The organism is Shewanella sp. MF05956 (assembly GCF_059758055.1).
Genome location: NZ_JCAYNV010000008.1, coordinates 179,932 through 203,812, shown reverse-complemented (window position 1 = coordinate 203,812; position 23,881 = coordinate 179,932). Strand labels below are relative to the sequence as shown.

The following is a 23,881-nucleotide window of genomic DNA, read 5'->3' as shown; positions in this document are numbered from 1 at the left end:
GTGAAGTCATCATTTTATGACATAAAAATGACAATTTCATGACCACACTACTGTTAACTTACTGTTTTTCTAACATGACTAACACTTCAAAATGGTCAGTATGCGGAAACATATCAAACAACTGCACCTTGGTAATCTGGTAGCCCTCAATATTGGCTAAATCTGCCACTAAGGAGTTGGGATTACAGCTTGAGTACACTATCGCTTTAGGGGCAAAAAGACTTAATGAACGACACAATGCTTCGCCTAAACCACGTCTTGGAGGATTGACGATAATTAAATCAGGCTTGTCTTGAGTTGCTTGCCCTTGAGCAAACTGTGTTGAGTCAAGCGCACTGAAATCAACATTTGTTAACCCCAATTTTTCAGCAGACATTTTGGCGCACTCAATCGCTTCAGCTTCAATTTCAATACCCGTTAAACGAATATGTTTGTCGGCACAATGCAGGCCAAAGCCCCCTACGCCACAGAATAGATCCCAAATATAACTCGGGTTGAACTCTGCAACCCACTCGCGGGCAGTTTGATATAACTTGGCCGCCACATCTGGGTTGGTTTGAAAAAAGCTTTTAGGCCGAATAAACAACGGCACATGATTAAATTGCTCTTCTAAACGAGTGGCCTCGGTTAAAAAGATTTCTTGCTCGCCCTCTAATATCGCCATGTGCACAGGTTGAATATTCACTGACACTAACGCGATCGCTGGAAACTCGTGTAATAGTTGCGGTAACTCACGTTCAATTCGGGTAATGGCTTGCTCACTGCGCAGCACAAAGCGCAACATAAACTGGCCCTGTATTTGGCTACGAGTCAGTAAGATGTACTTCAGTTCACCTTTGGCTTTATCCACTCGGTAAGGCGGTAACCCTGCCTGTTGCACAAAACGTTGTAATCGATGCAGAAGAATTTGCATGTCTTGCGGATACAAGCTGCAATCACATAAACTAACCGCCTCACCTTGTGGGTTCACCAAGCCTAAAATAGGTTGATGCGCAGCGCCTAACACCACCATTTTAGCCTTGTTACGAAAACCAGACTCGGCGCTTAATACCGGAGCTAACCATTTTGCTACGCTGAGATCGCTAAATAATTCAATAAGCTGCTGTTGTTTTTTGTCTATTTGTTGTGGCATAGGCTGCAAAATGTTACGGCATGATAAACAATCACCGCGCTGAAAATAATCACATTTCACAGCTTGTTGCCTCACCTGAATTCAGCATGGCAAATGCCTGATCGCATAATTGTTTAAGTTGAGCGAGATCCTCAAGCGTTCCGCCCACTTTGCAGCGCATTTGTTCTGGAACCGATAACGCTTGTTGATGTAGCTGCCGCCCTGCTTCGGTGACATGCAAAACACGCACTCGTTCATCTAATTCACTGCGGCCACGGCTAACTAACTCCTTAGCCTCAAGGCGTTTAAGTAACGGTGTTAATGTACCAGAATCGAGATGCAGCTTTTCACCTAGAGTTTTCACGCTAATGCCTGGTTCTTTCCACAACACCATCATCACCAAATATTGCGGGTATGTTAGCGACAATCCGTCTAACAGTGGTCGGTATGCGCGGACCATCGCATTGGTAGCACTGTATAATGAAAAACACACTTGGTTTTCAAGTGCTAAAGGATTAACCGCTTGCTCGGGGGCATTTTTAATAGACATAGGCTTTACTCAGCTCACCAATAATATTCAAATCTGTATCCAGACAGATCCAACACGGAATTTCATCAAAATTTAATTATATCACACATTAATTGCGCGCAATGTATTAACACATCACGAGAAATAAAATGATTTATCGCTCAAGTTTTACACTGTTAAGCCGATAGCGATAAACACAAGTCAAAACTGAGGACAACGCATGCCAATCAGTGTGAATGCACCATCATCAATGCCTACAACGATTGATTCTGGTAACAGTTTGAAAGTCGCTGTAATGGCGAAAGATCAGCAAGAAGCAGAAGGCCAAATGGCACTGCAGTTGATTGAAGCCGCCGCGCCACCACAACCTGTGGGTAATAGCGGTCATAATATTAATACTACGGCATAGAGACATGATGCTTAAAAAACCTAGCAATTTACGCTAGGTTTTTCTTTTTCAAGGCCACTAATATTTAATAGCGTAACCATTTTAATGCGTCATGTTGGTCTTCAAAATACTTCATTTCACCTGACATAAACCAACTGCCCATTTTAGTGGCCCAGTCTAGCCAGGTCTTATTACCCCATATGGCAACGCGTTCAAATTCAGACTCATGCTTTAACCCCAGCTGTAAGTCATCCCAGGCAGCACGCAAATCCCAACCTTCAAGCTCTGTCGCATCGAGTAATAAGCTAATTTTAGGTTGATCAACCTGGCTTAACGCACCTTCAAGCATTGGCGTAATCACCAGATAATCTTCATGGGTTAACGTTCCGACGGCTTTTAACGTCACAAAGAAAACATTCTCAATACGATTAATACCAATCGATAAACCGTGTCTTTTAATACTCATACCCCACTCCTTAGTGATATAAAAAAACGAGACTCATGTTTATATTTTAACCAACCAAGTCAACTGGAGTGTGCCTTAGTGCACAAATTTGAGTTAAGTATTCTATCTTGTGCCCAAACAACCTGAAGATGCTCGATTTCAGCAAGAATTTACACGCGTTTAGTCAAGGCATTGATTGCGGGTAATGGTTGCTCCCTTTCCAAAATCAGCTAAATTAACAAATGCCGCAGTATCAACGCGTGTAAAACTTGCCCTGTGGGAGTTTCACCGTGTTCCCCTGATGATTAAATCAAGAGCGTTGTTGTGCTAATTTATAAGGTATCCGCATTAACGCGCCTAGCGTTGAAAACACGGTGAAACTCTGAATCACGTCTCTTCAAGTTGATTGGGTATAAACCTGCCGGCCAACCTCTTTAGGCAGCAGTGAAAAAATGGCCGCTGCAAACATCGTCATGATGCCTACGGTGACGAAGGTTAATTGAAATGCACTTAACACCTCTGCCTGACTGCCGCTATTGACACCCGCACTAAAGCCACCCAACAATGCACCTGCACAGGCCACGCCTAGACTTAATGCTAGCTGAGCAACCACAGACAATAGACTGTTACCGCTACTGGCACTCTCGTCATCTAAATCAATCAGCGTCACGGTATTCATGGCCGTAAATTGCAATGAATTAATTGCCCCTAGAACCGCCAACATGCACAACATAAACCAGTATGGTGTTTGTTCGCTGACTAATCCCATACTGGCCAACATCAACCCCAGAGCCAAAGTATTCCCGGTTAATACCATACGAAAACCAAAGCGTTCGATGATTGGACGAGCCAACCACTTAGCGAGCATTGCAGCTGCGGCCAACGGTAACATGCTCATCCCCGCTTGAGAGGGAGAATAGCCTAATGCGATTTGTAATAATAACGGCACTAAAAATGGCAAAGCACCGCTCCCCAAACGGGCAAAAAGGTTACCAAAAATACCAATGGAAAAAGTGTTAGTTTTGAATAATGAGGGTGAAAATAGTGGCTTTGCAATGCGGCCCGCTCGTAACCAATACGCTATCAAGCATGCCATGCCTGCAAATAACAGCAACATGACTCGTAAGTGGGGTAAATGCAGTTCGCCCAATCCTTCCATCGCAATGGTAATCAACAACATTGAACTACCAAACAACAAAAAACCTACGCTATCAAAGCGTGTTTTTTGTTTGCCACGTAAGTCGGGAATAAACTTGAGCGCGGCATAACAACCAATGAGCCCTACTGGTAGGTTAATTAAAAAAATCCAATGCCAGGTTAAATATTGCACCATCCAGCCGCCCATTGCTGGGCCTATTAATGGACCGAGTAATCCTGGGATAGTAATAAACCCCATAATCCGTACCAACTCTGATCGCGGATAAGCCCTCAGTATCACCAATCGCCCGACAGGAAACATCAATGCGCCACCGAGCCCTTGCACCACCCGCGCGCCTATCAACATATCAAGTGAATTTGATAAGGCACAAAGTAACGATCCGAAACTAAACAATACAATCGCGCTGAAAAAGATCTTTTTGGTGCCAAAGCGATCGGCTATCCAGCCTGATGCCGGGATCAATAACGCGACGGTAAGCATGTAGGCAATAATAACGCCTTGCATGCGCAGTGGATCTTCATTTAAGTCGTTGGCCATTCCAGGCAAGGCGGTGTTTAAAATGGTGCCATCTAACGATTGCATAAAAAATGCAATCGCCACCACCCAAGGCAAGGCTCGAGCGGTCTTATTATCAAGAATTTGGCTTTTGATCATCATCCCTCTTTATACCATTTCCCGTTAGTAAGTGATCTCTCAGCGAGAATTTAAAAGGGAACAACCATTACTACATAGCGACGCCTTAATCAAAAACCGCTGGACGCATTCTGAGTGGTCACTTATTAATGCGGAATGGTATTACCACATGAGCGTGGCCACACCAAGCAGTGCAAACAATACGGCACAACCTCGGTGGATAAGGGTCATGGGTAACTTGTTCGCACTAAAATGCCCCGCTAACACCACGGGCACATTGGCGATAAGCATGCCTAATGTGGTGCCGATAACTACCCAAGTTAATGATTGATATTTAGCGGCTAACACCACGGTAGCAATTTGTGTTTTATCACCTATTTCGGCAATAAAGAACAAAATAAACGTCGCGCCAAAAGCCCCGAGTTTATAAAAACGATTATCATCATCGTCGATTTTATCTGGAATGAATACCCATAATGCAATGGCAAAAAAGCTCGCGGCAATAAGATAACGTGACCATTGAGGATCAAGCCAGCCTATCGCCCATTGCCCTAAATACGCAGCTATAAAATGATTAATTAAGGTGGCGAATAAAATCGCACTGATGATCGCCGTTTTATTGCTAAAACGAATCGCTAATAACAAAGCCAATAATTGAGTTTTATCGCCGATTTCAGCAATTGCAACAGAAAAGGTTGAAGTGAGGAACGCGTCCAATGTGATTATCCTAGGGGTAAATGACAACTAAGCACAAGACTCCGCATACCCCTTGATGCAGTGATTGTGCTTAGGTCTCGCTGGGTAAACATCAGTGATTAACTGCATATTACTGTCTGCACCATGGCATGAGGCCAAATATGTTGATACAGACACCTTGCGTGCTTAACAGCATTGCAAGATTAGCTACTCCCCTAAAACTAGCCGCATTATAACGATTAATTTTATTTATTCAATCAACTGTTTTTACATTGTAAACGTGACTTAATATCATAGCGAACACACTGTAGCGCTGTAATGCTACACTATTGCAAAAATGACGTGTAAAGTAGTTTGGCTTAATGTTATGTAATTGTTTATAAACACGGCTGTTGGCCTTTAACTGCCGAAGATCCTTGCCTGCTCAGTCACCCTTCTGCTAATGTCCGACACAAATAAAATAATAATTAAACAGGACGTTTGCTGTGAATTTGAAAACCTTAGGTTCTATTTCTATCGTTGCCGGAACTGCGATTGGCGGTGGAATGCTCGCCTTACCATTAGCCACCGCGGCATTAGGCATTATCCCTGCGTTAATCTTATTGGTCATCATCTGGGCTATTTCAGCTTATACCTCTTTACTGATGCTAGAAATCAATTTGCGCAGTGGTGTCGGCGATAACGTCCATGCCATCACAGGTAAAACCCTTGGTAATGCAGGCCAACTTATTCAAGGCGGCTCATTTCTCAGTTTATTATTCGCCTTAACCATGGTGTATCTAATGGGAGGCTCATCACTATTAGAAACCCGCTTACAACCCATCGGCATTACCATGAGCAATCAAATTGCAGTAATATTATTCACCGTCTTTTTTGGCGGAATTATTGCCATCGGCGTAAAGTGGATTGATAAAATATCGCGGATATTATTTACTGCGATGGTGTTGTTATTAGTTGTCGTTGTGAGCTTCTTGCTACCCGACGTGAGCTTAATGAGTGCATTAAATAACTACTCCACAACCGTAGCCTCTGGCGATGCACTGCAGCAACTTTGGTTAGCCGCTATTCCAGTGGTGTTTACCTCTTTTGGTTTCCATGTGTGTATTGCGACGATTGTGCGCTACCTAGATGGTGATGCTGTATCGCTGAGAAAAGTGTTATTGATTGGCTCAACCATCCCCTTAGTTTGCTACATTTTATGGCTACTGGTCACACTAGGGTCGTTAGGTGGCGAAGCCGTACATAGCTTTGGCGGTTCACTGCCTAAACTGGTGTCTGCACTACAAGGCCTGGTTCAATCGAGCATCATTAGCCAGGCTATTGATCTGTTTGCCAACCTTGCATTAATTACCTCGTTTTTAGGGGTCACCATGAGCTTATTTGATTATGTTGCTGAACTGACGCGCGCTAAAAATGACGTTGCTGGGCGCGCTAAAACATGGCTAATCACTTTTGTCCCGCCACTGCTTTGTGCACTGTATTACCCTGACGGCTTTTTTCAAGTTCTTGGGTTTGCAGCAATACCATTGGTGGTGATGATCATCTTTTTACCGATTGCGATGGCATTAAAACAGCGCGCTCAACTGTTGGGTGGCTATCAGGTTGCTGGTGGTAACGTTGCATTATTATTAGCGGGATTAATCGGCTTACTTATTGTGTTTGCCCAGCTCATGGTTGCACTCGCTTAAGCAGGAGTGTTAATCATTTGTAAGCGAGTTTTTCAGACGCTATCATGAACGTGAATCTTTTGTTAAAGTCAGGCCTAGCCTGACTTTTTTGTTTTGTGGGCAACTAATTAAATTACCGAAAATGGAATAATTATAATGAAAAAATGGTTATTAACCGCCGCCATCGCCGCCAGTTTTGGCGCTGCAGCAGATGAAGGGATGTGGCAACCACATCAATTACCTGCAATGGCTGACGAACTGAAAGCAAAAGGCTTAGAGATAAGCGCTGATTCAATTTCAAAATTAACTGAGTTCCCAATGAACGCAGTGATCAGCCTAGGCGGTTGTACCGCATCATTTGTATCGCCAAAAGGCTTAGTTGTCACTAACCATCACTGCGCTTATGGTTCTATTCAGTACAACTCAACCCCAGAAAAGAACCTACTTAAAGACGGCTTTTTAGCCAAAACGTACGCCGAAGAATTGCCAGCTACACCTGGCTCACGCATTTTTGTTACCGAAGACGTCACCAATGTGACAGACAAAGTGACTGCGGGCCAAATGGATAAAATTGGCAATGAATTCTATAAAGGCATTGAGCTTCAACAAAAAACCTTAGTGGCTGAGTGTGAGCAACAAGACGGTTATCGCTGCCAGGTGTATAGCTTTCACGGCGGTTTAGAATATTATCTTGTTAAGCAGCTCGAAATTCGCGATGTACGCTTAGCTTATAACCCTGCTGCAAGCGTGGGTAAATACGGCGGCGATATCGACAACTGGATGTGGCCACGCCATACCGGTGACTTCTCATTTTACCGTGCTTATGTATCAAAAGATGGCAAGCCAGCTGACTTCAGTAAAGACAACGTTCCTTATGAGCCAAAAAGCTTTTTAAAAGTCTCCGCTAAAGGCGTGAGTGATGGCGACTTTGTCATGGTTGCCGGTTACCCTGGACGCACTAACCGTTACCGCACTGCCGATGAAGTCAGCAATCAATTTGGCTGGGCTTATCCTGAAGGGAAAGTCTTGCAAGAGCGCATGATTGATATCATTAAAGAAACGGCTCCAGAGGGCAGCGACGAGCGCATTAAATACGAAAGCTTAATCGCTGGTCTTGCCAACTATGCTAAAAACTTTACCTCGATGATTGAGTTTTATGGCAAATCAACCATGTTGGCCGAACGTGAAAAAGTAGAAACCGATTTAGCAAACTGGATTGGTAAAGATAAAAAGCGTCAACAGCAGTATGGCAAAACCTTAGCAAACCTAGAAAAACTGGTTGCTAAAAGCAAACAAAACCAAGAGCGTGACATATTACTGGGCTATATCGGTTACACCACTATGGTGACCACTGCACGCAGTTTATATCGTTTAGCAAATGAAAAAACCTTAGCGGATATGGCGCGTGAACCCGGTTATCAAGACCGCGACATGACCAACTTTACCTCAAGCATGGAGCGAATCGACCGTCGTTATGCTGCCAGTGTTGATAAAGCGTTACTCGCTGACTTACTGACACGCTATGCAACATTGCCTGCCAAGCAACGCATGGCATCATTAGACAAGGCATTTGGCATTACGAATAAGTTTGATGCTAACGCCTTAGCGAAAACCCTCGACAACATGTACTCAAAAACCACGCTAGATGATCAAGGCACCCGTTTAGCCTGGATGAATAAATCGGTTGCTGACTTTAAAGCGTCAAACGATCCTTTTATTCAATTTGCAGTACAAACCTATGACGCAGACATGGCACTAGAAAAAGCCAAAAAGCAATTAGAAGGCGAACTCATGAAAGTGCGCCCACAGTACATGGATGCCATCATTGCTTACAACCGCGAGTTAGGTAAACCAGTATATGCTGATGCAAACTCAAGCTTACGTGTCACTGTAGGTAATGTTAAAGGTTACTCGCCACAAGATGGCTTAATGGCCGAACCCTTTACTCGCCTAGAAGGACTTTTAGCCAAAGATACTGGGGTTGACCCATTTGATGCACCGGCTAAACAGCTTGAACTGATTAAGCAAAAGCAATACGGCGATTACTACGTTAAAGCCATTGATTCAGTACCGGTAAACTTTTTATCGACCTTAGACACCACCGGCGGCAACTCAGGTTCGCCAACGTTAAATGGTCGTGCTGAATTAGTCGGTTTATTGTTTGATGGCGTATATGAAAGCATTATTGGCGATTGGGGCTACGATGCTCAAAGCAATCGCTCAATTCAAGTGGATAGCCGCTATATGCTATGGGTGATGAAGTATTTAGACAATGCTGACAACCTACTAGCTGAAATGGATATCGCTAAATAGTCTCCGCTTTAACTCAGTGACGTTAACTCACTGAGTTGCGTTAAGCTTAATAACTCTGCGGCCGAAACTGGCCGCATTGTTTTTTCTGGCAGACAGCCTAACTCCACGTCCATCAACTTTGTTCTGAGTAAATCAATCACCTTATAACCCAGCGCCTGGCACATGCGGCGAATTTGGCGGTTTAAGCCTTGGGTTAACACAATCTCAAAAGTGTCACCCTCATCAAAACCACTCAATGAACGTATACAGCATGGCCGAGTTTGCGCACCTTGATAAGTCACACCTTGCGCCATTTGCGTTAAAAACGCAGGTGTTAGGGGTTTATCGACCTGCACAACATAAGTTTTGGTGTGGTAAAAATCAGGGTGCATTAGCGCTTGTGTTAACTCGCCGTCATTGGTGAGTAACAACAAACCGCGAGAGTCTTTATCTAAGCGGCCCGCAGGATATAATCTTGGGGTTTGCGGCAACAAATGAATCAAACTGCTTGGGTCGCTTATCAATAACCGACAATCGATACCAATGGGTTTATGGTATAGCCAATATTGCTTATCTTGCGGGGCCAAAACAGCAACACCATCAACACAGATATCGAGGTTTTGCAGGCTATCAACCCGCTCGGTATGGGTGGCTAATTGTTGGTTAATCGTGACTCTTCCGCTGTCAATTAATCGCGATGCTTGGCGGCGTGACGCGACACCACATAACGCTAAATAATGACTAATGCGAACCAAAGACATGATCTATAGCGACCTTTAAATTAAAAACTAATAGTTTTCGAGCCACTTATAGGCCACTTGTTGCTGCACTTTAATGGTTTTCATCATGCTGAAACTCAAGCAGACACACCATAAAATATTCGCTTGCGTCAATGACCACATCGCTAACGACACCACACAAAACTGCGGTAAATAGTTTGAGCAGGGAGGAAAATCTAGTTGATTAAAATCAAGTAACACGATCAATATGGTGCTACAGATTAAGGCGATAATTGTCAGTGATAACATGCGTTTATTCATGGTGCTACCGGGTTTAAAATAATCCAATACACACACGCAATGCAGCACAATTGAACTGACTAAATACAGGGTCGATACTTTACGGTGAGTGTCTAAAAAGTTTACTGGAAACACCCCCATCAAAATAATGCTGATGCCAACAACGCAACCCACCATGGCCAGGTAACGACTTAGCCCATCTTGGTAGGTATAAAACACAGCCACCATGGCTAACAAGAAGCAAGAACCGCCGGCCAATAAAGATAAATTGAACACCACGGCTAATGGCGAATTCATGTAGTCGCCTAAGGTGTCTGGGCGGATTAATAGCATATCGAGACTGACACTACCGACTTCGGCCAGCAATGCACTGCCAACACCGAATGAACAGATCATCGCAGTGGCCAAAGACATAAACACAATCACTAGGTGTAAGTCATAATTTCGAGTTTTAGATATCACCAGTGAATCTTTATGCTAAAAAAAGGGAGGCAAATATTAACCTGTTAGCGGCTAAATTTAAAGCAAATAACAACATGCCCAGCGGTTTAGGGCTGGGCATGTTGGTCATCATCGTACAATGGGTGTTCTTTGGCTTATTAAGCTCGCTTACGCAAAATAACAATAGCGACTGCCGTTACGGCTAATACCATGCAATACCAGGCATTTGATACTGCAGTTAATGGGCTAATAGTAAACACTGAGGCGATTAACAATGCTTGCGCGCCATGAGGGATTAACCCTTGAATGATACAGGCAAAGATATCGAGAATACTGGCGGCGCGTTTTGGGCTAACACCGTGTTTCTCAGCCAGCTCTTTAGCAATATCACCAGTAACCACAATCGATACCGTATTGTTAGCAACGCAGGTATTCGTTGCGGCAACAATAGCCGCCATGCCGAGCTCGGCAGCGCGGGTTGATGCCCCGCCGTTGGCTTTAGAAAATCGGCTGATTAGCTTTTCAACGAGCTGACTGACAAAAGTTAACCCACCTTGTTGCTGCATTAACGCCGCTAAACCACCCACCAACATAGACAGGATAAAAATCTCCTGCATATTCGTAAATCCAGTGTAAATATCATTACCCATTTGGATCACGGTATATTCCGAGGTAAATATCCCTGCTGCGCCCGCCAGTACAATACCTAAAGACAACACCACAAAGACGTTAAGTCCTACTACTGCTAGTACCAAAATGGTCAAGTATGGGATAACTTTTAAAATATCGATATCTTGTGTCGCAATATCGGCCTGGCCTTGGCCAGCGAGTGCAAATAGCACCAACGTGATGATTGACGCAGGTATCGAAAACACTAGGTTTTCACGAAACTTGTCTTTCATTTCACAACCTTGCGTGCGGGTAGCCGCAATGGTGGTATCTGAAATAATCGATAAATTGTCGCCAAATAATGCGCCAGACATCACTGCACCCGCCATTAATGCGTAATCAATTTGTGCCTGGTCTGCAACGCCTAACGCCACTGGCGCTACAGCTGCAATGGTGCCCATAGAAGTACCCATCGACGTGGCAATAAACGCCGCAATCACAAAGAAACCCGGCAACAGTAAATTAGACGGAATAAACGATAACCCTAACGCAACCGTCGCATCGACGCCGCCTGTCGCTTTAGCAACGGCAGCAAAGGCACCTGCAAGCAAATAAATTAAACACATGGCGATAATATTGCTGTGGCCAATACCTTCAATGAAGGTTTCAATGGCTTGGTTGATGTGTTGCTTGGATAAAATAACGGCCAACACTATCGCAGGTAAAATCGCAACAACGCTCGGTAATTGATAAAACGCATAATCAACACCTTGGCTTTGAAAATATAAGCCAGCGCCAATAAATAAACCCAAAAACACAAATAAGGGCAGTAAGGCCACAAACGACGCTGGGCTATTAAGTGCTGTCGTAGGTGATGGAGTTGGTTTGGTCAAAGTAGTCTCTCTTTATCTTAACGATTAGGGGTTGTCGGATGAGAAAAGCGAGTACGACACAATCTCGGTCATCGGTGATTATCTAGCATGCATAACTCAACACTAAATACTGCAGTCGCATCTTAACAAGTTGAGCCAAGAATAAGAGAACTAAACAACCATGTCAATCCGGACGTCTAGACTTCTTTGCTTCCGTAGTGGAATTTGTGCTAAAACCTGATAACTGCTACAAACATTTTACATAAACATAATCAATTTATCGATTTAGTGCTATTTTTCTACCAAAAAATTGATTTGTGTTACGACTAACCTAATGCCGATTTGCTAACCTGACAAGTGTTCATCACCATACTAATAAGGTGAAGTTATGGAACGTAAACCAGACAGAATGACAGCGATGAGGCTGATCATCACTCAAGTCAAAGTTAGCTTCCCGTTAGATCAAGCTGATATTTTCAGCTGTGGACCAAGCAATACTTGCGTAGGTTGCCCTAAAAAATTATTGGATTTAGTCGACGCTGAAATCAATTACTGGGAAGCCGCCATGGCCCAAGGCGTTATACCCTCATTGGGTGATATCAGCCGCTTTGCTAAAATGTGCACTAACGTTAGCCGTGGTTTAAAACGTAATAATACCATTCCGCATTAATAAAAAAGCCCACTTTGCAGTGGGCTAATAAGACAAACGCTTTTACTCACGATTGCCGTACAATCTCGTAATGCTTACTCGTCAGCATCACCTAACGACAATAACGTCGCATTACCACCAATAGCGGTAATGTTATTGGTGCGGGTCTTTTCGGTCACAAAACGGGTTAAGTAGTGTGGGCCACCGGCTTTAGGGCCTGTGCCAGACAAACCTTGACCGCCAAAGGGTTGCACGCCAACCACAGCGCCAATTTGGTTACGGTTAATGTACACGTTACCTACATTGACTTTATCTGCTAAAGACAGCGCATGGCCTTCATTACGACTGTGGATCCCAAACGTTAAACCAAAACCTGTACTGTTGATTTCATCAATCACTTTAGCAAGATCGGCTGCCTTGTAACGAATGACATGCAAAATGGGTCCAAAGTGTTCTTTTTCAAGTAACTTAATTGAGTTAATTTCAACTGCTGTAGGTGATACAAAGTGACCGTTTTCTGTCCCAGCTGGCAGCTCAAGTTTATTGATCAATTTGCCCACCTGGATAATATGATCAATGTGGGCATTCAAGTTCGCTTTAGCAGTAGCATCAATCACAGGGCCCACATCCGTTTTCACTGAACTTGGGTTACCAATCACTAACTGCTCCATGGCACCCTTCATCACTTCAATGACGCGGTCGGCAATATCTTCTTGTAAAAACAATACACGTAACGCCGAACAACGCTGGCCAGCACTGGTAAATGATGACGAAACCACATCATTTACCACTTGCTCAGGCTGTGAAGTTGAGTCAACCACCATGGCATTTTGGCCGCCAGTTTCAGCAATTAATGGAATAATTGCACCATCTCGGTTTGCCAATGTACGGTTAATTAATTTAGCTGTACCGGTAGAACCTGTAAAACACACACCGCCAATACGTTCATCAGCAGTAATTGCCGACCCCACCACAGCACCGGTACCCGGTAGGAACTGCAATACATCTGTTGGGATACCCGCTTGATGTGCTAACTGAACCGCACGGAAACCCACTAAACAAGTTTGTTCTGCAGGTTTAGCAATAACGGTATTACCCGCGGCTAGCGCTGCAGAAACTTGACCTAAGAAAATCGCTAATGGGAAGTTCCATGGGCTGATACAGACAAAAATGCCGCGTCCCTGTAGAAACAGTTCGTTTAACTCGCCTGTTGGACCCGGAAGCAATTCAGGCTTAGCCATCATCTTCTTCGCTTGTACGGCATAGTAACGACAAAAATCGACAGCTTCACGGACTTCATCAATACCGTCTTGAATGCTCTTACCTGCTTCACGGGTACACAGAGCAATCAATTCTTCGCGGTTTTCTTCCAATAAGTCAGCTAACTTTTGCAAAGCGTTAGCACGTGTTTCAACCGGTGTACGTGCCCAACCTGCAAAGGCTGCATCGGCACCCGCAACGGCTTGTTCAATGGCATTGGCATCAGCAAAGGCCACTGTACCCACGGTTAAAGAAGTATCATAAGGGCTAACAACGGTTTGAACTTCACCCGCTAAGGTTTTACCGTTTACCAATGGACCCGCAGTCCATTGAGTATCACTGTATTTATCCAGTGCAGCAAAAAATGGCTCTGACTCAGAAATAATGTTCATGTTTAATCCTTTAGAGTTCTTACGTTCTGCACCGAAAATATCAGCTGGTTGAACAATTTTATGGTTAGCGAGCGACTTATAGCCCAATAGTGTCACCAATGGATGAACAACTAAGGTGTCGATTGGCGTATTTGGGTCAACTAATTTGTGAACAAATGAGGTATTGGCACCGTTTTCAAGCAGGCGACGCACAAGGTACGGCAGCAAATCTTTATGAGCGCCAATGGGCGCATAAATACGTACCGCTTTAGCACCGCTTTCTGCAAGCATGGTGTCGTAAAGCTCTTGACCCATACCGTGTAAACGTTGGAATTCATATAAACGATCACCCGCCATGGCATCAATACAGGCTACAGTCTGCGCATTATGAGTCGCAAACTGTGGGTAAATAGCACCACGAGTGGCGTCTGATAATAAATAACGGGCGCAGGCTAAATACGAAACGTCGGTGCCAGCCTTACGGGTGTAAAGTGGATAGCCTGACTCACCTGCTTGTTGTGCCCATTTAAGCTCACTGTCCCAATATGCCCCTTTAACTAAACGCAGCGGAATTTCATCGCCTTGGTCTTTTGCAAGACGCGTTAACCAACAAAGCGTTGGCAAACAACGTTTAGAATAAGCCTGAACAACAATCCCTAATAAACCCCAGCCTTTAGCTGCTTCAGACTGATAGAGTTGTTTGAATAATGTTAATGATAATTCGAGGCGATCAACTTCTTCTGCATCGATAGATATACCAATGTTAAGTTCACGTGCTTGCACGATTAACGTGATAACAGTGTCGTATAATTCGCTTAATACGCGGTCTTCATTCGCAACTTCATAGCGCGGATGTAACGCTGACAATTTGATAGAAATTGTCGGTCGTGGTGAGTCAGATTCGTTGTATTGCTGAGCGCCTAAATCGCGAATTGCATTACTGTAATCGGTAAAGTATTTTTGTGCATCGTTGGCTGTGAGCGCCGCTTCACCGAGCATGTCGTAGCTGTGTGTGTAGCCTAATTTGCGTTTAGCTTCGCTGTTTTTAAGTGCTTCTTTAACATCACGGCCTAATACAAATTGCTTACCCATGATTTTCATCGCTGCAAGCATTGCTTGGCGGATCATTGGCTCACCGACACGGTTTACTAGGCGCTTTAACAAATGACTTGGCGAACCATCAATATTACGGTCTAACTTTACAATGCGACCCGTTAACATTAAGCCCCAAGTTGACGCGTTAACCAGCACAGAGCCACTTTTATTTAAGTGTTCATCCCATTTTGCACCAGACAATTTATCTTCAATTAATGCATCTGCAGTCGCGGCGTCAGGAATACGCAATAACGCTTCTGCTAAACACATTAAGATAATGCCTTCTTGAGTCTCTAGGCTGTATTGTTGCAAAAACGCATCAATACCAACCATGAGGCCTTTTTTCTCAAACTGACGCACTTTGCTCACGAGCTCATGGGCACGACGAGTTACTTGTTCAATGTCTTGTTCAGACGAAGGTACAAGTTTAATTAATTCAGACAGGTATTGCTCTTCATCGACTATGTAATTGTTGGTCACTGCAGTAAACAGTTCATCAAGGGTGGCATTGTCGTAGCGGCCGTCTAGTACTTCACTCGCTTTGAACATAGTATTCGCTTCCATCTAGTCAGGTTAAGGATGGTTATTATGGTTGTTGAATGGACACTGTATTCACGAATATTTTATTTTGTATACAATGTACGATCTGATTTTCGGCGATTATACATTCAAAATGTGAACTTGGACACTATAGTTGAAACCTTGATGTTGAATGTTTGATTAACACTATTGAATTAATCAAAAATTTAAGGGTGAACAACTCAACATGCGGAAATCAATAAATATAATTATCTGATTAATAACGCTTTTAACAGTAAATACTAAAATAGGGATAGATGAATTAATTTCATCAAAAAATGCCAAAAAAAAAGGCCAACGTTTTAATTGTTGGCCTTTAAAGTCGAGGTTATCGCAATAAACGGTTTACTCACCGTTATTTGAATTTACATCCAGCGGTTTTTCTGACGACGTTGTGGACGAGGTAAGTAAACCAAAATAATACCGATTAATGCGCCTAGGCCACCAATTAATCCGCCTTGCTGCCATAACTCATAGCGTTGATCATCAGCCACTTGTGCAATGTTAGATTGGGCTTCATCACGCTGCTTAATCGCCAATGCTAATGAGGCGGTCAACTCAGCAACTTTTTCATTGGCTAGATTCAAGTACTCTTCGGTATTGTCTGTGCTCAACGACTCTTTATTCAGTTGCTCGTTTGCTTGCCTTAATTGCGCTTCCATATCTGGAAAACGTACGCGATAGCTCGGCTTGTCGGTAACTAAACTGGCTAATACCCAACCTTCACGACCTTTATGATCGATAATTTGAGTAAAGTCGCCTTCGGTATTATCTAATAACGTGACAGGCTGACCGGCTTCTACGCTACCAATAATTCGGAACTCCTTTCCTGGCCCACCATGAAGATAGGTAAATACATCATCAGAGATATAATCTGGTTCAGCTGGCGCAGCAAAAACACCACTTGGCGCAAGCACTAAAATAAAGATTGAAAGCAGTCTTAACACGAGTAATTATCCAAACGTTGTAAACTTGTTGTCATGCTATTTATTAAATGCCCTGAATGCAAGAAGGAAGTCATATGACTTCCTTCTTAAATGCATTTAAACATTCATATTTTTACAAATATGCGCGGTTCGATAGTTAAATTAACTAAAGATACCTTTGATAATGTAAAAGAACACTATCGATAATGCTGCGCCAGCAGGTAAGGTTACCACCCAAGACACCACAATATTACGCACAACACCGATGTTAATCGCCGCGATACCACGGGCCATTCCCACACCTAATACCGCACCTACTAAGGTTTGAGTCGTAGAGATAGGTAAACCAGTGCCAGAAGCGAGTACCACGGTTGATGCAGCTGCAAGTTCAGCAGCAAAACCACGACTTGGCGTTAAGTGAGTAATGTTTTTACCGATGGTTTGCATTACGCGCTGACCAAAAATAGCCAAACCTAATACAATGCCCACAGCGCCTAATGGTAAAATCCACCAGTTTAAGACAGCTTTAGAGCCAATCACGCCACCGCTTTCAACAATAGACACAACCGCAGCTAATGGACCAATCGCGTTTGCAACGTCGTTTGAACCATGGGCAAACGCCATACAACACGCAGTAACAACCATTAAGATGGCAAATACTTTTTCTACGTTACCGTATTGGGTTTTAATATCCGCTTTTTCGCTCATCTTCAAACGGCCAATAGCCACTTTACCAATCAGTCCCACAACCACGGCTACCACTAACGCTAACAAATATGCTTCAACGGTAGAAAAATGCAAACCAACGTGTTTTAGGCCTTTGGTAATAGTCACAAGTGACATCACAAAACCAGCAATCGCCATGTAAAAAGGCACATAACGTTTAGCACTGCTTAATGGGTCGTCTGTGTTGAAAATCAGTTTTTGCACGCTTTGGAAAATGATAAATGCAATAAAGCCTGAAATTGCAGGCGTCACCACCCATGAACCAACGATCCCGCCTACTGCGCCCCATGAAACAGAATCAATGTTCACACCGACTGCAGCAAAACCAACAATAGCACCGATAATAGAGTGCGTTGTTGATACCGGCCAGCCTAATGCAGAAGCAACAACTAACCAGATGCCTGCTGCAAGTAATGAACCTATCATACCGTAGACTAACAACTCAGGCGTTTCAGTGAAGAAACTCGCGTCAATAATCCCTTTACGGATAGTACTGGTTACTTCTCCGCCTGCTAAGAAAGCACCGGCGAATTCGAAAATCATTGCAATAATGATGGCTTGTTTAATAGTAATGGCATTAGAACCTACAGAGGTTCCCATGGCATTGGCTACGTCGTTTGCGCCAATACCCCATGCCATCAAAAATCCAAATGTTGCCGCAAGCATAATAAGCATTGGGCCATTGGTGACTAATACATCAACCATGTTGTTTCCTTGATAACCTTGTGATTAATTACGAGCTAACATTAGCTCTAGGCGGGAACCGACACGCTCAGCAATATCTGCTAAACCTCCAACCCATTCGATAATTTTATACATGAACATCACATCAATTGGATTCAAACCATCTTCTAATGCGTATAACTGACGACGCACTTGAATTTGTAAATCATCAGAATCTTCTTCGATAATATCGAGTTCATTGATCATTTTGGCAACCAACTCAACTTCACGACCACGGAAACCGGTTTCGAGTAAATCGTCGAGCTCGTTAATAGCTTGCTTAGCTAAAGACACGGCATCTAAACAACGTTTAAGATAGGCACCGAAAGCAGCTTGGACAGGCTGAGGAAGGACTAATTGACGGCCGATTACACGACCAGAGATATCTTTTGCCGTATTTGCAATCTTGTCTTGTTGAGTTAATAACTCAAGCAAGTCAGTTCGCTCAACTGGCATAAACAATCCACCGGGTAAAGTCAGGCGGATCTCACGCTTAAGTGAATCAGCATCTTTTTCCAACAAACTAATCTGTTTGCGGATCTTTATCGCTTCATCCCAGTCGCCTGAAATGGTTGCATCAAAGAATGGAACAAGAAGTATTGCACACTCATTTACTTTGTCGATATGCAGTTCTAAAGGCTTAAGAGGTGATTTTGCAAACACACCTAAAATAGAGTTTACTGGCATTGCCGTTTACCTATTTAATTAATTCCAGTTTGGAAAAAGCGGGCGCATGTTAACCTAAGCGTCCGCATAATGAAACTGTGTTTTTTAATTTTGTAACACACAGGTTCTCAGTTATCGTTGCTCATTATATATGATGCGAGCATGGCTATCCTAAGATATTTTTATTACAGCAATATGACATTATGAACATATTATGACGCATTAATGAACATTTGATTACAGTTGGGGCAAAAAGTAAATGGACGCAGAAATAGAGTTGAAACTCTTCATTCAACAACAAGACCATGATTTATTAATAAAAATATTGAATGAGCTCCCTAATTCATCACCCCAAGGGACAAAAAAACTGTCTAATGGATATTTTGATACAACTGACTTACAACTGCGTCGTTGGGATATGGGGTTACGTGTAAGAGGCTTTGATGATCAACTCGAACAGACCATAAAAACAGCAGGCAGTGTTGTTGGTGGCATCCATTCACGTCCAGAATATAATGTCAGCATTGTTCAAAAAGTGCCGGACCTGTCACTTTTCCCGAATAAAATTTGGCCAGACAAACAAAATATAGCCGTTATCAATGCTGCGCTTGAATGTATCTTTGAAACCAACTTTAACCGCCAAACATGGCATATCAATGTTGATGACAGTATTGTTGAAGTGGCTTTAGATATCGGCGAGATTATTGCCAACGGTAAGATTGAACCCATTTGCGAACTTGAGTTTGAATTACTCTCAGGGCATGCTTCGGCGTTGTTACCTCTCGCCATTGCAGTTGCCCAATCAGTGCCGCTTCGTTTGGGCAAAGCCAGTAAAGCGCAGCGCGGTTATCAACTCGCCGGAAAATCTAAACCAGTCGCGACAACGCCTTTAGACGCTATGCAACCTTTCTCTCACGACAACGCACACTCAATCCAAACCCTGGCAATGGGATTAGAGCGCTGGCAATTAATTGAACAACGCTTAGCGGTCACCTCAACAGAACAACAAACACTATTGTGGGTACAGTTAACTGAATGTATTGAGCTTCTAAAACATACTGTGTCATTGGATACAGAGGAAACTCATCCGCTACACACATTATTTAATCATATCCTTGAGACACTACCACGGGTTACGCCACCAAATAATAGCCCCACCAATGCAGTGCCGAGCGAGCAACTTGCACGGTTGTGGCGTCTGCCGCAATACGGCCAATTACAGCTCGCATTAGTCAATCGGTTAATCAGTGCAGCAAAGTAAATAGTCTCCGCAATCGGGCACAAAAAAACAGGAAGGCAAACCTTCCTGTTTTTATTTAGTAGAATAACGCCGATAATAATGACGTTACATTGATTTAATTACTGAGCTAAAGCCTGTTTAACGCGTAATCCATAATCCACGTCGGCTTTGGTGAAATGCTCTACCATGGTTTGTTGAACCGCTAACGTTGTTTGACGTAAGGTACCTGCAATAGTGTCAACTAAACGCACTTTCTCTTCTTCGCTAAATAGTCGGTACAAGTTTCCCGCCTGGGTAAAATCGTCTTGGTTGTAACGGCTATAACGAGCCGCTTCCCCGTCTAAACGTAATGGTGGTTCCGCAAAATCAGTCACTTCAGTTAATGGTGCTTGAGTATTAGGACCATAATTCACACTCGCATCACCGCCAGTTTGACTGCCTTGATATGGACACTGTGTCCCTGCCATTGCGCCAGCACGTTGATGATGATTTGCCTTAGCTGCATGTGGGCAGTTAACCGGTAGCTGGTTGTAGTTAGTACCAATACGGTATCGCTGTGCGTCGGCATACGAAAACAGTCTCGCCTGCAACATTTTGTCTGGCGATGCACCAACACCCGGCACTAAATTGCTTGGTGCTAATGCCACTTGTTCTACTTCAGCAAAGTAGTTTTGTGGTAATCGGTTTAACTCAAGTACACCCACTTCGATTAACGGATAATCGCTGTGCGGCCATACTTTGGTTAAGTCGAATGGGTTAATGGCATAGGTGTTTGCATCTGCCTCGGGCATAATTTGCACATTCACCGTCCAACGTGGGAAGTTAGCATCATTAATGGCTACCATCATGTCGCGCTGTGAAGAGTCAGGATCAATGCCTTTTAATATATCGGCTTGTTCGCCTGTTAAATTCACTACACCTTGCTGCGACTTAAAGTGAAACTTAACCCAAAAACGTTCCCCTTTGGCATTCCAGAACGAAAATGTATGCGACCCATAACCGTGCATTTGACGATAGTTAGCCGGAATACCACGGTCTGACATCAAAATAGTCACTTGATGCATCGCCTCAGGATTAAGTGCCCAAAAGTCCCACATGGCTTGTGGATCTTTTAAATTAGTTTGTGGGTGGCGTTTTTGAGTATGAATAAAATCAGGAAACTTAATGCCATCACGAATAAAAAATGTTGGGGTGTTATTACCCACAATATCGTGATTACCACGTGCGGTATAAAAACGAAGACCAAACCCACGTGGGTCGCGTTCTGCATCAGCAGAGCCCATTTCGCCGCCAACAGTTGAGAAGCGCATAAAGGTTTCGGTCTGCTTACCGACACCGTTGAAATGATCGGCAATGGTAAATTCGCTTAAATCTTTAGTTAACGTAAATGTGCCGTAAACACCCGTACCTTTTGCATGCACAACACGCTCTGGAATACGTTCGCGGTTAAAGTGGGCAAGCTTTTCAATTAAATGCCAATCTTGTAAAAGTAGCGGCCCACGCTCACCTGCCGACAAAGAGTTTTGATCGTCTGCTACTGGAGCACCATTTTGGCTTGTTAAATAGTTACCTTGATTCATGTCTTGCTCCTATGCCTGGTCTGTTAACCATTGCTCAATTAAGTCGTAAACTGTTGCCATGATGATTTTCCTCACTCAACTCATCATTCGATGGAGTGATAATAGAACTTGTTCGCAATTAATTAAAACGATTAAAATAGATAACCACAATCGCCAAAGCAGTTTAGTGTTTTGTAATGATATTGGAAAAATCGATTAAGAAGTGACAATCCGTACATTGTGGGCAATAAAAAAAGCCAAAATCTGCATTTTGGCTTTATTGAACGAACGTGTTGTAAAAGGTGACTTATTTATCGCTCGTTGGGGCAGGTTCACGATATAACTTAACGAGGTAATAAATATCAATCAGTACAATAAAAAAATTGACCAGTGCCACGGGAATCGCGTCAATCGCTAAACCATAAGCGACAAACAAAACGGCACCAACCAAATTCCACCAGCGTAACTTTTTGATGTCAGACATCATCAGCGAAATAGCGACCACGACAGAAGCCAAGTAACCTACCCATTCCCAGATATTAATACTGTCCATGGATTCTCCTTATGAAAGAGGTGATTATCACGCTATCGCACCATTAACCCCAGTTAATAGCGCTATATTCGTGACGACTAATCAAGTAAAGCATCTTGTAGGAATATTATAATACCTATAAGGCTAAAACTTTGATCTACCGTTGATTTAGCTAAAATATAATGTCGTTTATCGCTCAACAACAGCTGCAGTCATCCGTGAAATACAACATAACTCGCCAGCACTGTTACGAATTAAGATTTCCCAAACTGAGCTGCGCTTGCCTAAATGAACCGGCTTAGCGGTGGCTGTCAGCTCGCCATTGCGTGAAGCTTTTAAATGGTTAGCATTAATTTCCTGGCCGACACAATAATAACGCGTAAAGTCGACCACAAAGTTTGCCGCATAACTGGCTACGGTTTCAGCTAATGCGACATTTGCGCCACCGTGCACAATCCCCAGCGGGTTATGCACCGATGGATTTGCCGGCATCGTCGCCACCATATAGTCATCACCAATTTCAGTGATTTTAATGCCTAATGTTTGCATTAATGTACCTTTACCCTGCATCCCAGCATCTAAGCGAGCGCAATCTTCAAGGGTAACGTTGCTAAACCAAATACTCATAATTACAGTCCATTTTTATTGTTATCGATTCAGTCGACTTCAAGAGTCTACTTTTTCATTTCAGTTTTATCATTGTGCTTTTCTCTGTTTACTCTGACACTTGAGTATAAATAATTCAAAGAAAAACACCCAAAATACAAAAAAGGAGCCGAAGCTCCTTATACCAATTCCATGCCAGTCAATGTGACAATATTATCTAACTCACTAATTAACTCACTAACTCACTCACTAACTCACTCACTAACTCACTAACTCACAATGACTTTGATAGGTTTGCGCCCATCGCAGTAATTCGACACGATTACGCGACTCTGTCTTCCTAAAAATAGATGACACATGCGCCTTTACCGTATGTTCGCTTATGCATAACCGCTGAGCGATTTCTTTATTACGCGCACCACTTGAAACCAGCTGGATGATCGTCCGCTCACGATTAGTGAGTCGTTGCATCATGGCTTCGGTTTCTTCTGGCAATTCGGTATTGGTGTCGAGTTGCTTTACAAGACGTCTGAATATTTTACTAATCAGTGGTCTGTCGTACCACAATTCATCAGACACCATTTTTCTGAGGCCAGTTAACATCAAGTCCATACGCTGATCGCTATACAATAACCCGCGTACGCCCAGTAATAATGCAGACTCTTGGTCTAATGACCCGCGTTCGACTTGGTATAATGCAACAGGAACATGATTAACTAAACGCGACGCAAGTAAAGGAATACCTTTTGCGTCTAGTGCTGCACCTTTTTGTGAAATGAGATAAAAGTTATTGGCATTTTTATCAAGTTCAAGCTCGGCCGCATGCTTGACAATACGGGTTTTCAAGCCGATTGATTCAGCTAAAATAGCCAAATGACATGGTGCTGCGATTTGATGTAAAAACACCAACTCATCGATATTAGAACTCATCACTCTTCTCCCTGAAAAGCTAATTTTGCTCATTGATACATGAGCACATCCTAAGCGCCATTCTATACGTAAAAGAAACGCATTGACTAGCATTAAGACTTAGGAAAGCAAACAATCTGTTTTACATTTAATACTTTAGAGCAATAGCACTAAAGTCA

At 43.2% G+C, this 23,881-nt stretch carries 21 protein-coding genes; 5 read left to right on the top strand and 16 right to left on the bottom strand.

From position 1 onward, the window contains the following. Positions 1-58 precede the first annotated feature (58 nt). Together rlmC and ohrR are read right to left on the bottom strand one after the other, a co-directional pair. Entirely contained in the window at positions 59-1,192 is a 1,134-nt protein-coding gene (gene rlmC, locus AC19MX_RS10955) for a 23S rRNA (uracil(747)-C(5))-methyltransferase RlmC (protein WP_498298023.1), read from the bottom strand. Continuing rightward, positions 1,182-1,661: a transcriptional regulator OhrR gene (gene ohrR / locus AC19MX_RS10950; RefSeq protein ID WP_498298021.1), complete on the bottom strand. Its 480-nt coding sequence runs from the start codon at positions 1,659-1,661 to the stop codon at positions 1,182-1,184. Before ohrR ends, rlmC begins: the two co-directional genes overlap by 11 nt. A 199-nt stretch (positions 1,662-1,860) precedes the next feature. On the opposite strand from ohrR, the gene AC19MX_RS10945 reads away from it, so the two are divergent. Next, positions 1,861-2,049 (top strand): cytoplasmic protein, encoded by a 189-nt coding sequence (locus AC19MX_RS10945; RefSeq protein WP_432402982.1) that lies wholly within the window; start codon positions 1,861-1,863, stop codon positions 2,047-2,049. Between the two features lie 64 nt (positions 2,050-2,113). Here AC19MX_RS10945 and AC19MX_RS10940 read toward each other — a convergent pair whose 3' ends face one another. The 3 genes from AC19MX_RS10940 to AC19MX_RS10930 form a co-directional block, all read right to left on the bottom strand. Further along, positions 2,114-2,494: a SpoIIAA family protein gene (locus tag AC19MX_RS10940; protein ID WP_498298019.1), complete on the bottom strand. Its 381-nt coding sequence runs from the start codon at positions 2,492-2,494 to the stop codon at positions 2,114-2,116. 376 nt (positions 2,495-2,870) lie between these two features. Further along, positions 2,871-4,289, bottom strand: a complete 1,419-nt coding sequence (mdtD, locus tag AC19MX_RS10935) for a multidrug transporter subunit MdtD (RefSeq protein ID WP_498298017.1) — start codon at positions 4,287-4,289, stop codon at positions 2,871-2,873. A gap of 138 nt (positions 4,290-4,427) precedes the next feature. After that, on the bottom strand, positions 4,428-4,982 hold the full coding sequence (locus AC19MX_RS10930; RefSeq protein WP_498298016.1) for a TMEM165/GDT1 family protein: 555 nt from the start codon (positions 4,980-4,982) through the stop codon (positions 4,428-4,430). 464 nt (positions 4,983-5,446) lie between these two features. On the opposite strand from AC19MX_RS10930, the gene AC19MX_RS10925 reads away from it, so the two are divergent. Beyond that, positions 5,447-6,649, top strand: coding sequence for an aromatic amino acid transport family protein (locus AC19MX_RS10925; protein ID WP_498298014.1), 1,203 nt, complete (start codon positions 5,447-5,449; stop codon positions 6,647-6,649). A gap of 135 nt (positions 6,650-6,784) precedes the next feature. Continuing rightward, positions 6,785-8,941, top strand: coding sequence for a S46 family peptidase (locus AC19MX_RS10920; protein WP_498298013.1), 2,157 nt, complete (start codon positions 6,785-6,787; stop codon positions 8,939-8,941). Between the two features lie 8 nt (positions 8,942-8,949). Here the strand turns inward: AC19MX_RS10920 and AC19MX_RS10915 are convergent, their stop codons facing one another. The 3 genes from AC19MX_RS10915 to AC19MX_RS10905 form a co-directional block, all read right to left on the bottom strand. Next, the gene (locus AC19MX_RS10915; protein ID WP_498298011.1) at positions 8,950-9,681 is read right to left on the bottom strand and encodes a 23S rRNA pseudouridine(2604) synthase RluF; all 732 of its coding nucleotides are present in this window, start codon (positions 9,679-9,681) and stop codon (positions 8,950-8,952) included. Between the two features lie 27 nt (positions 9,682-9,708). After that, a complete protein-coding gene (locus AC19MX_RS10910) occupies positions 9,709-10,401 on the bottom strand; it encodes a DUF998 domain-containing protein (RefSeq protein ID WP_498298009.1) in 693 nt (230 codons plus the stop codon). Positions 10,402-10,538: 137 nt separating this feature from the next. Beyond that, on the bottom strand, positions 10,539-11,882 hold the full coding sequence (locus AC19MX_RS10905; protein ID WP_498298007.1) for a Na+/H+ antiporter NhaC family protein: 1,344 nt from the start codon (positions 11,880-11,882) through the stop codon (positions 10,539-10,541). A 367-nt stretch (positions 11,883-12,249) separates the two neighbouring features. On the opposite strand from AC19MX_RS10905, the gene AC19MX_RS10900 reads away from it, so the two are divergent. After that, complete coding sequence (locus tag AC19MX_RS10900) at positions 12,250-12,531, top strand: hypothetical protein (RefSeq protein WP_432402964.1); 282 nt, start codon at positions 12,250-12,252, stop codon at positions 12,529-12,531. Positions 12,532-12,605: 74 nt separating this feature from the next. Here the strand turns inward: AC19MX_RS10900 and putA are convergent, their stop codons facing one another. The 4 genes from putA to AC19MX_RS10880 all read right to left on the bottom strand — a co-directional run bounded on the left by putA (position 12,606) and on the right by AC19MX_RS10880 (position 18,877). Continuing rightward, positions 12,606-15,800: a bifunctional proline dehydrogenase/L-glutamate gamma-semialdehyde dehydrogenase PutA gene (gene putA / locus AC19MX_RS10895; RefSeq protein ID WP_498298005.1), complete on the bottom strand. Its 3,195-nt coding sequence runs from the start codon at positions 15,798-15,800 to the stop codon at positions 12,606-12,608. 380 nt (positions 15,801-16,180) lie between these two features. After that, complete coding sequence (locus tag AC19MX_RS10890) at positions 16,181-16,762, bottom strand: TIGR04211 family SH3 domain-containing protein (RefSeq protein WP_498298003.1); 582 nt, start codon at positions 16,760-16,762, stop codon at positions 16,181-16,183. 141 nt (positions 16,763-16,903) lie between these two features. Next, on the bottom strand, positions 16,904-18,172 hold the full coding sequence (locus tag AC19MX_RS10885) for an inorganic phosphate transporter (protein WP_432402957.1): 1,269 nt from the start codon (positions 18,170-18,172) through the stop codon (positions 16,904-16,906). A 24-nt stretch (positions 18,173-18,196) separates the two neighbouring features. After that, positions 18,197-18,877 carry a TIGR00153 family protein gene (locus tag AC19MX_RS10880; protein ID WP_432402955.1) on the bottom strand — a complete coding sequence of 227 codons (681 nt, stop codon included), beginning with the start codon at positions 18,875-18,877 and terminating at the stop codon, positions 18,197-18,199. A 238-nt stretch (positions 18,878-19,115) separates the two neighbouring features. Here AC19MX_RS10880 and AC19MX_RS10875 point away from each other — a divergent pair, with 238 nt between their 5' ends. Continuing rightward, entirely contained in the window at positions 19,116-20,117 is a 1,002-nt protein-coding gene (locus tag AC19MX_RS10875) for a CYTH domain-containing protein (protein WP_498298001.1), read from the top strand. 98 nt (positions 20,118-20,215) lie between these two features. Here AC19MX_RS10875 and katB read toward each other — a convergent pair whose 3' ends face one another. The 4 genes from katB to AC19MX_RS10855 all read right to left on the bottom strand — a co-directional run bounded on the left by katB (position 20,216) and on the right by AC19MX_RS10855 (position 23,723). Beyond that, positions 20,216-21,676 carry a catalase KatB gene (gene katB, locus AC19MX_RS10870; RefSeq protein ID WP_498297999.1) on the bottom strand — a complete coding sequence of 487 codons (1,461 nt, stop codon included), beginning with the start codon at positions 21,674-21,676 and terminating at the stop codon, positions 20,216-20,218. Positions 21,677-21,962: 286 nt separating this feature from the next. After that, on the bottom strand, positions 21,963-22,208 hold the full coding sequence (locus AC19MX_RS10865) for a YgjV family protein (protein ID WP_498297997.1): 246 nt from the start codon (positions 22,206-22,208) through the stop codon (positions 21,963-21,965). A gap of 168 nt (positions 22,209-22,376) precedes the next feature. Then, complete coding sequence (locus AC19MX_RS10860) at positions 22,377-22,814, bottom strand: PaaI family thioesterase (protein WP_188957193.1); 438 nt, start codon at positions 22,812-22,814, stop codon at positions 22,377-22,379. Positions 22,815-23,054: 240 nt separating this feature from the next. Continuing rightward, positions 23,055-23,723 (bottom strand): helix-turn-helix transcriptional regulator, encoded by a 669-nt coding sequence (locus AC19MX_RS10855; RefSeq protein WP_432402947.1) that lies wholly within the window; start codon positions 23,721-23,723, stop codon positions 23,055-23,057. Positions 23,724-23,881: the final 158 nt, after the last annotated feature.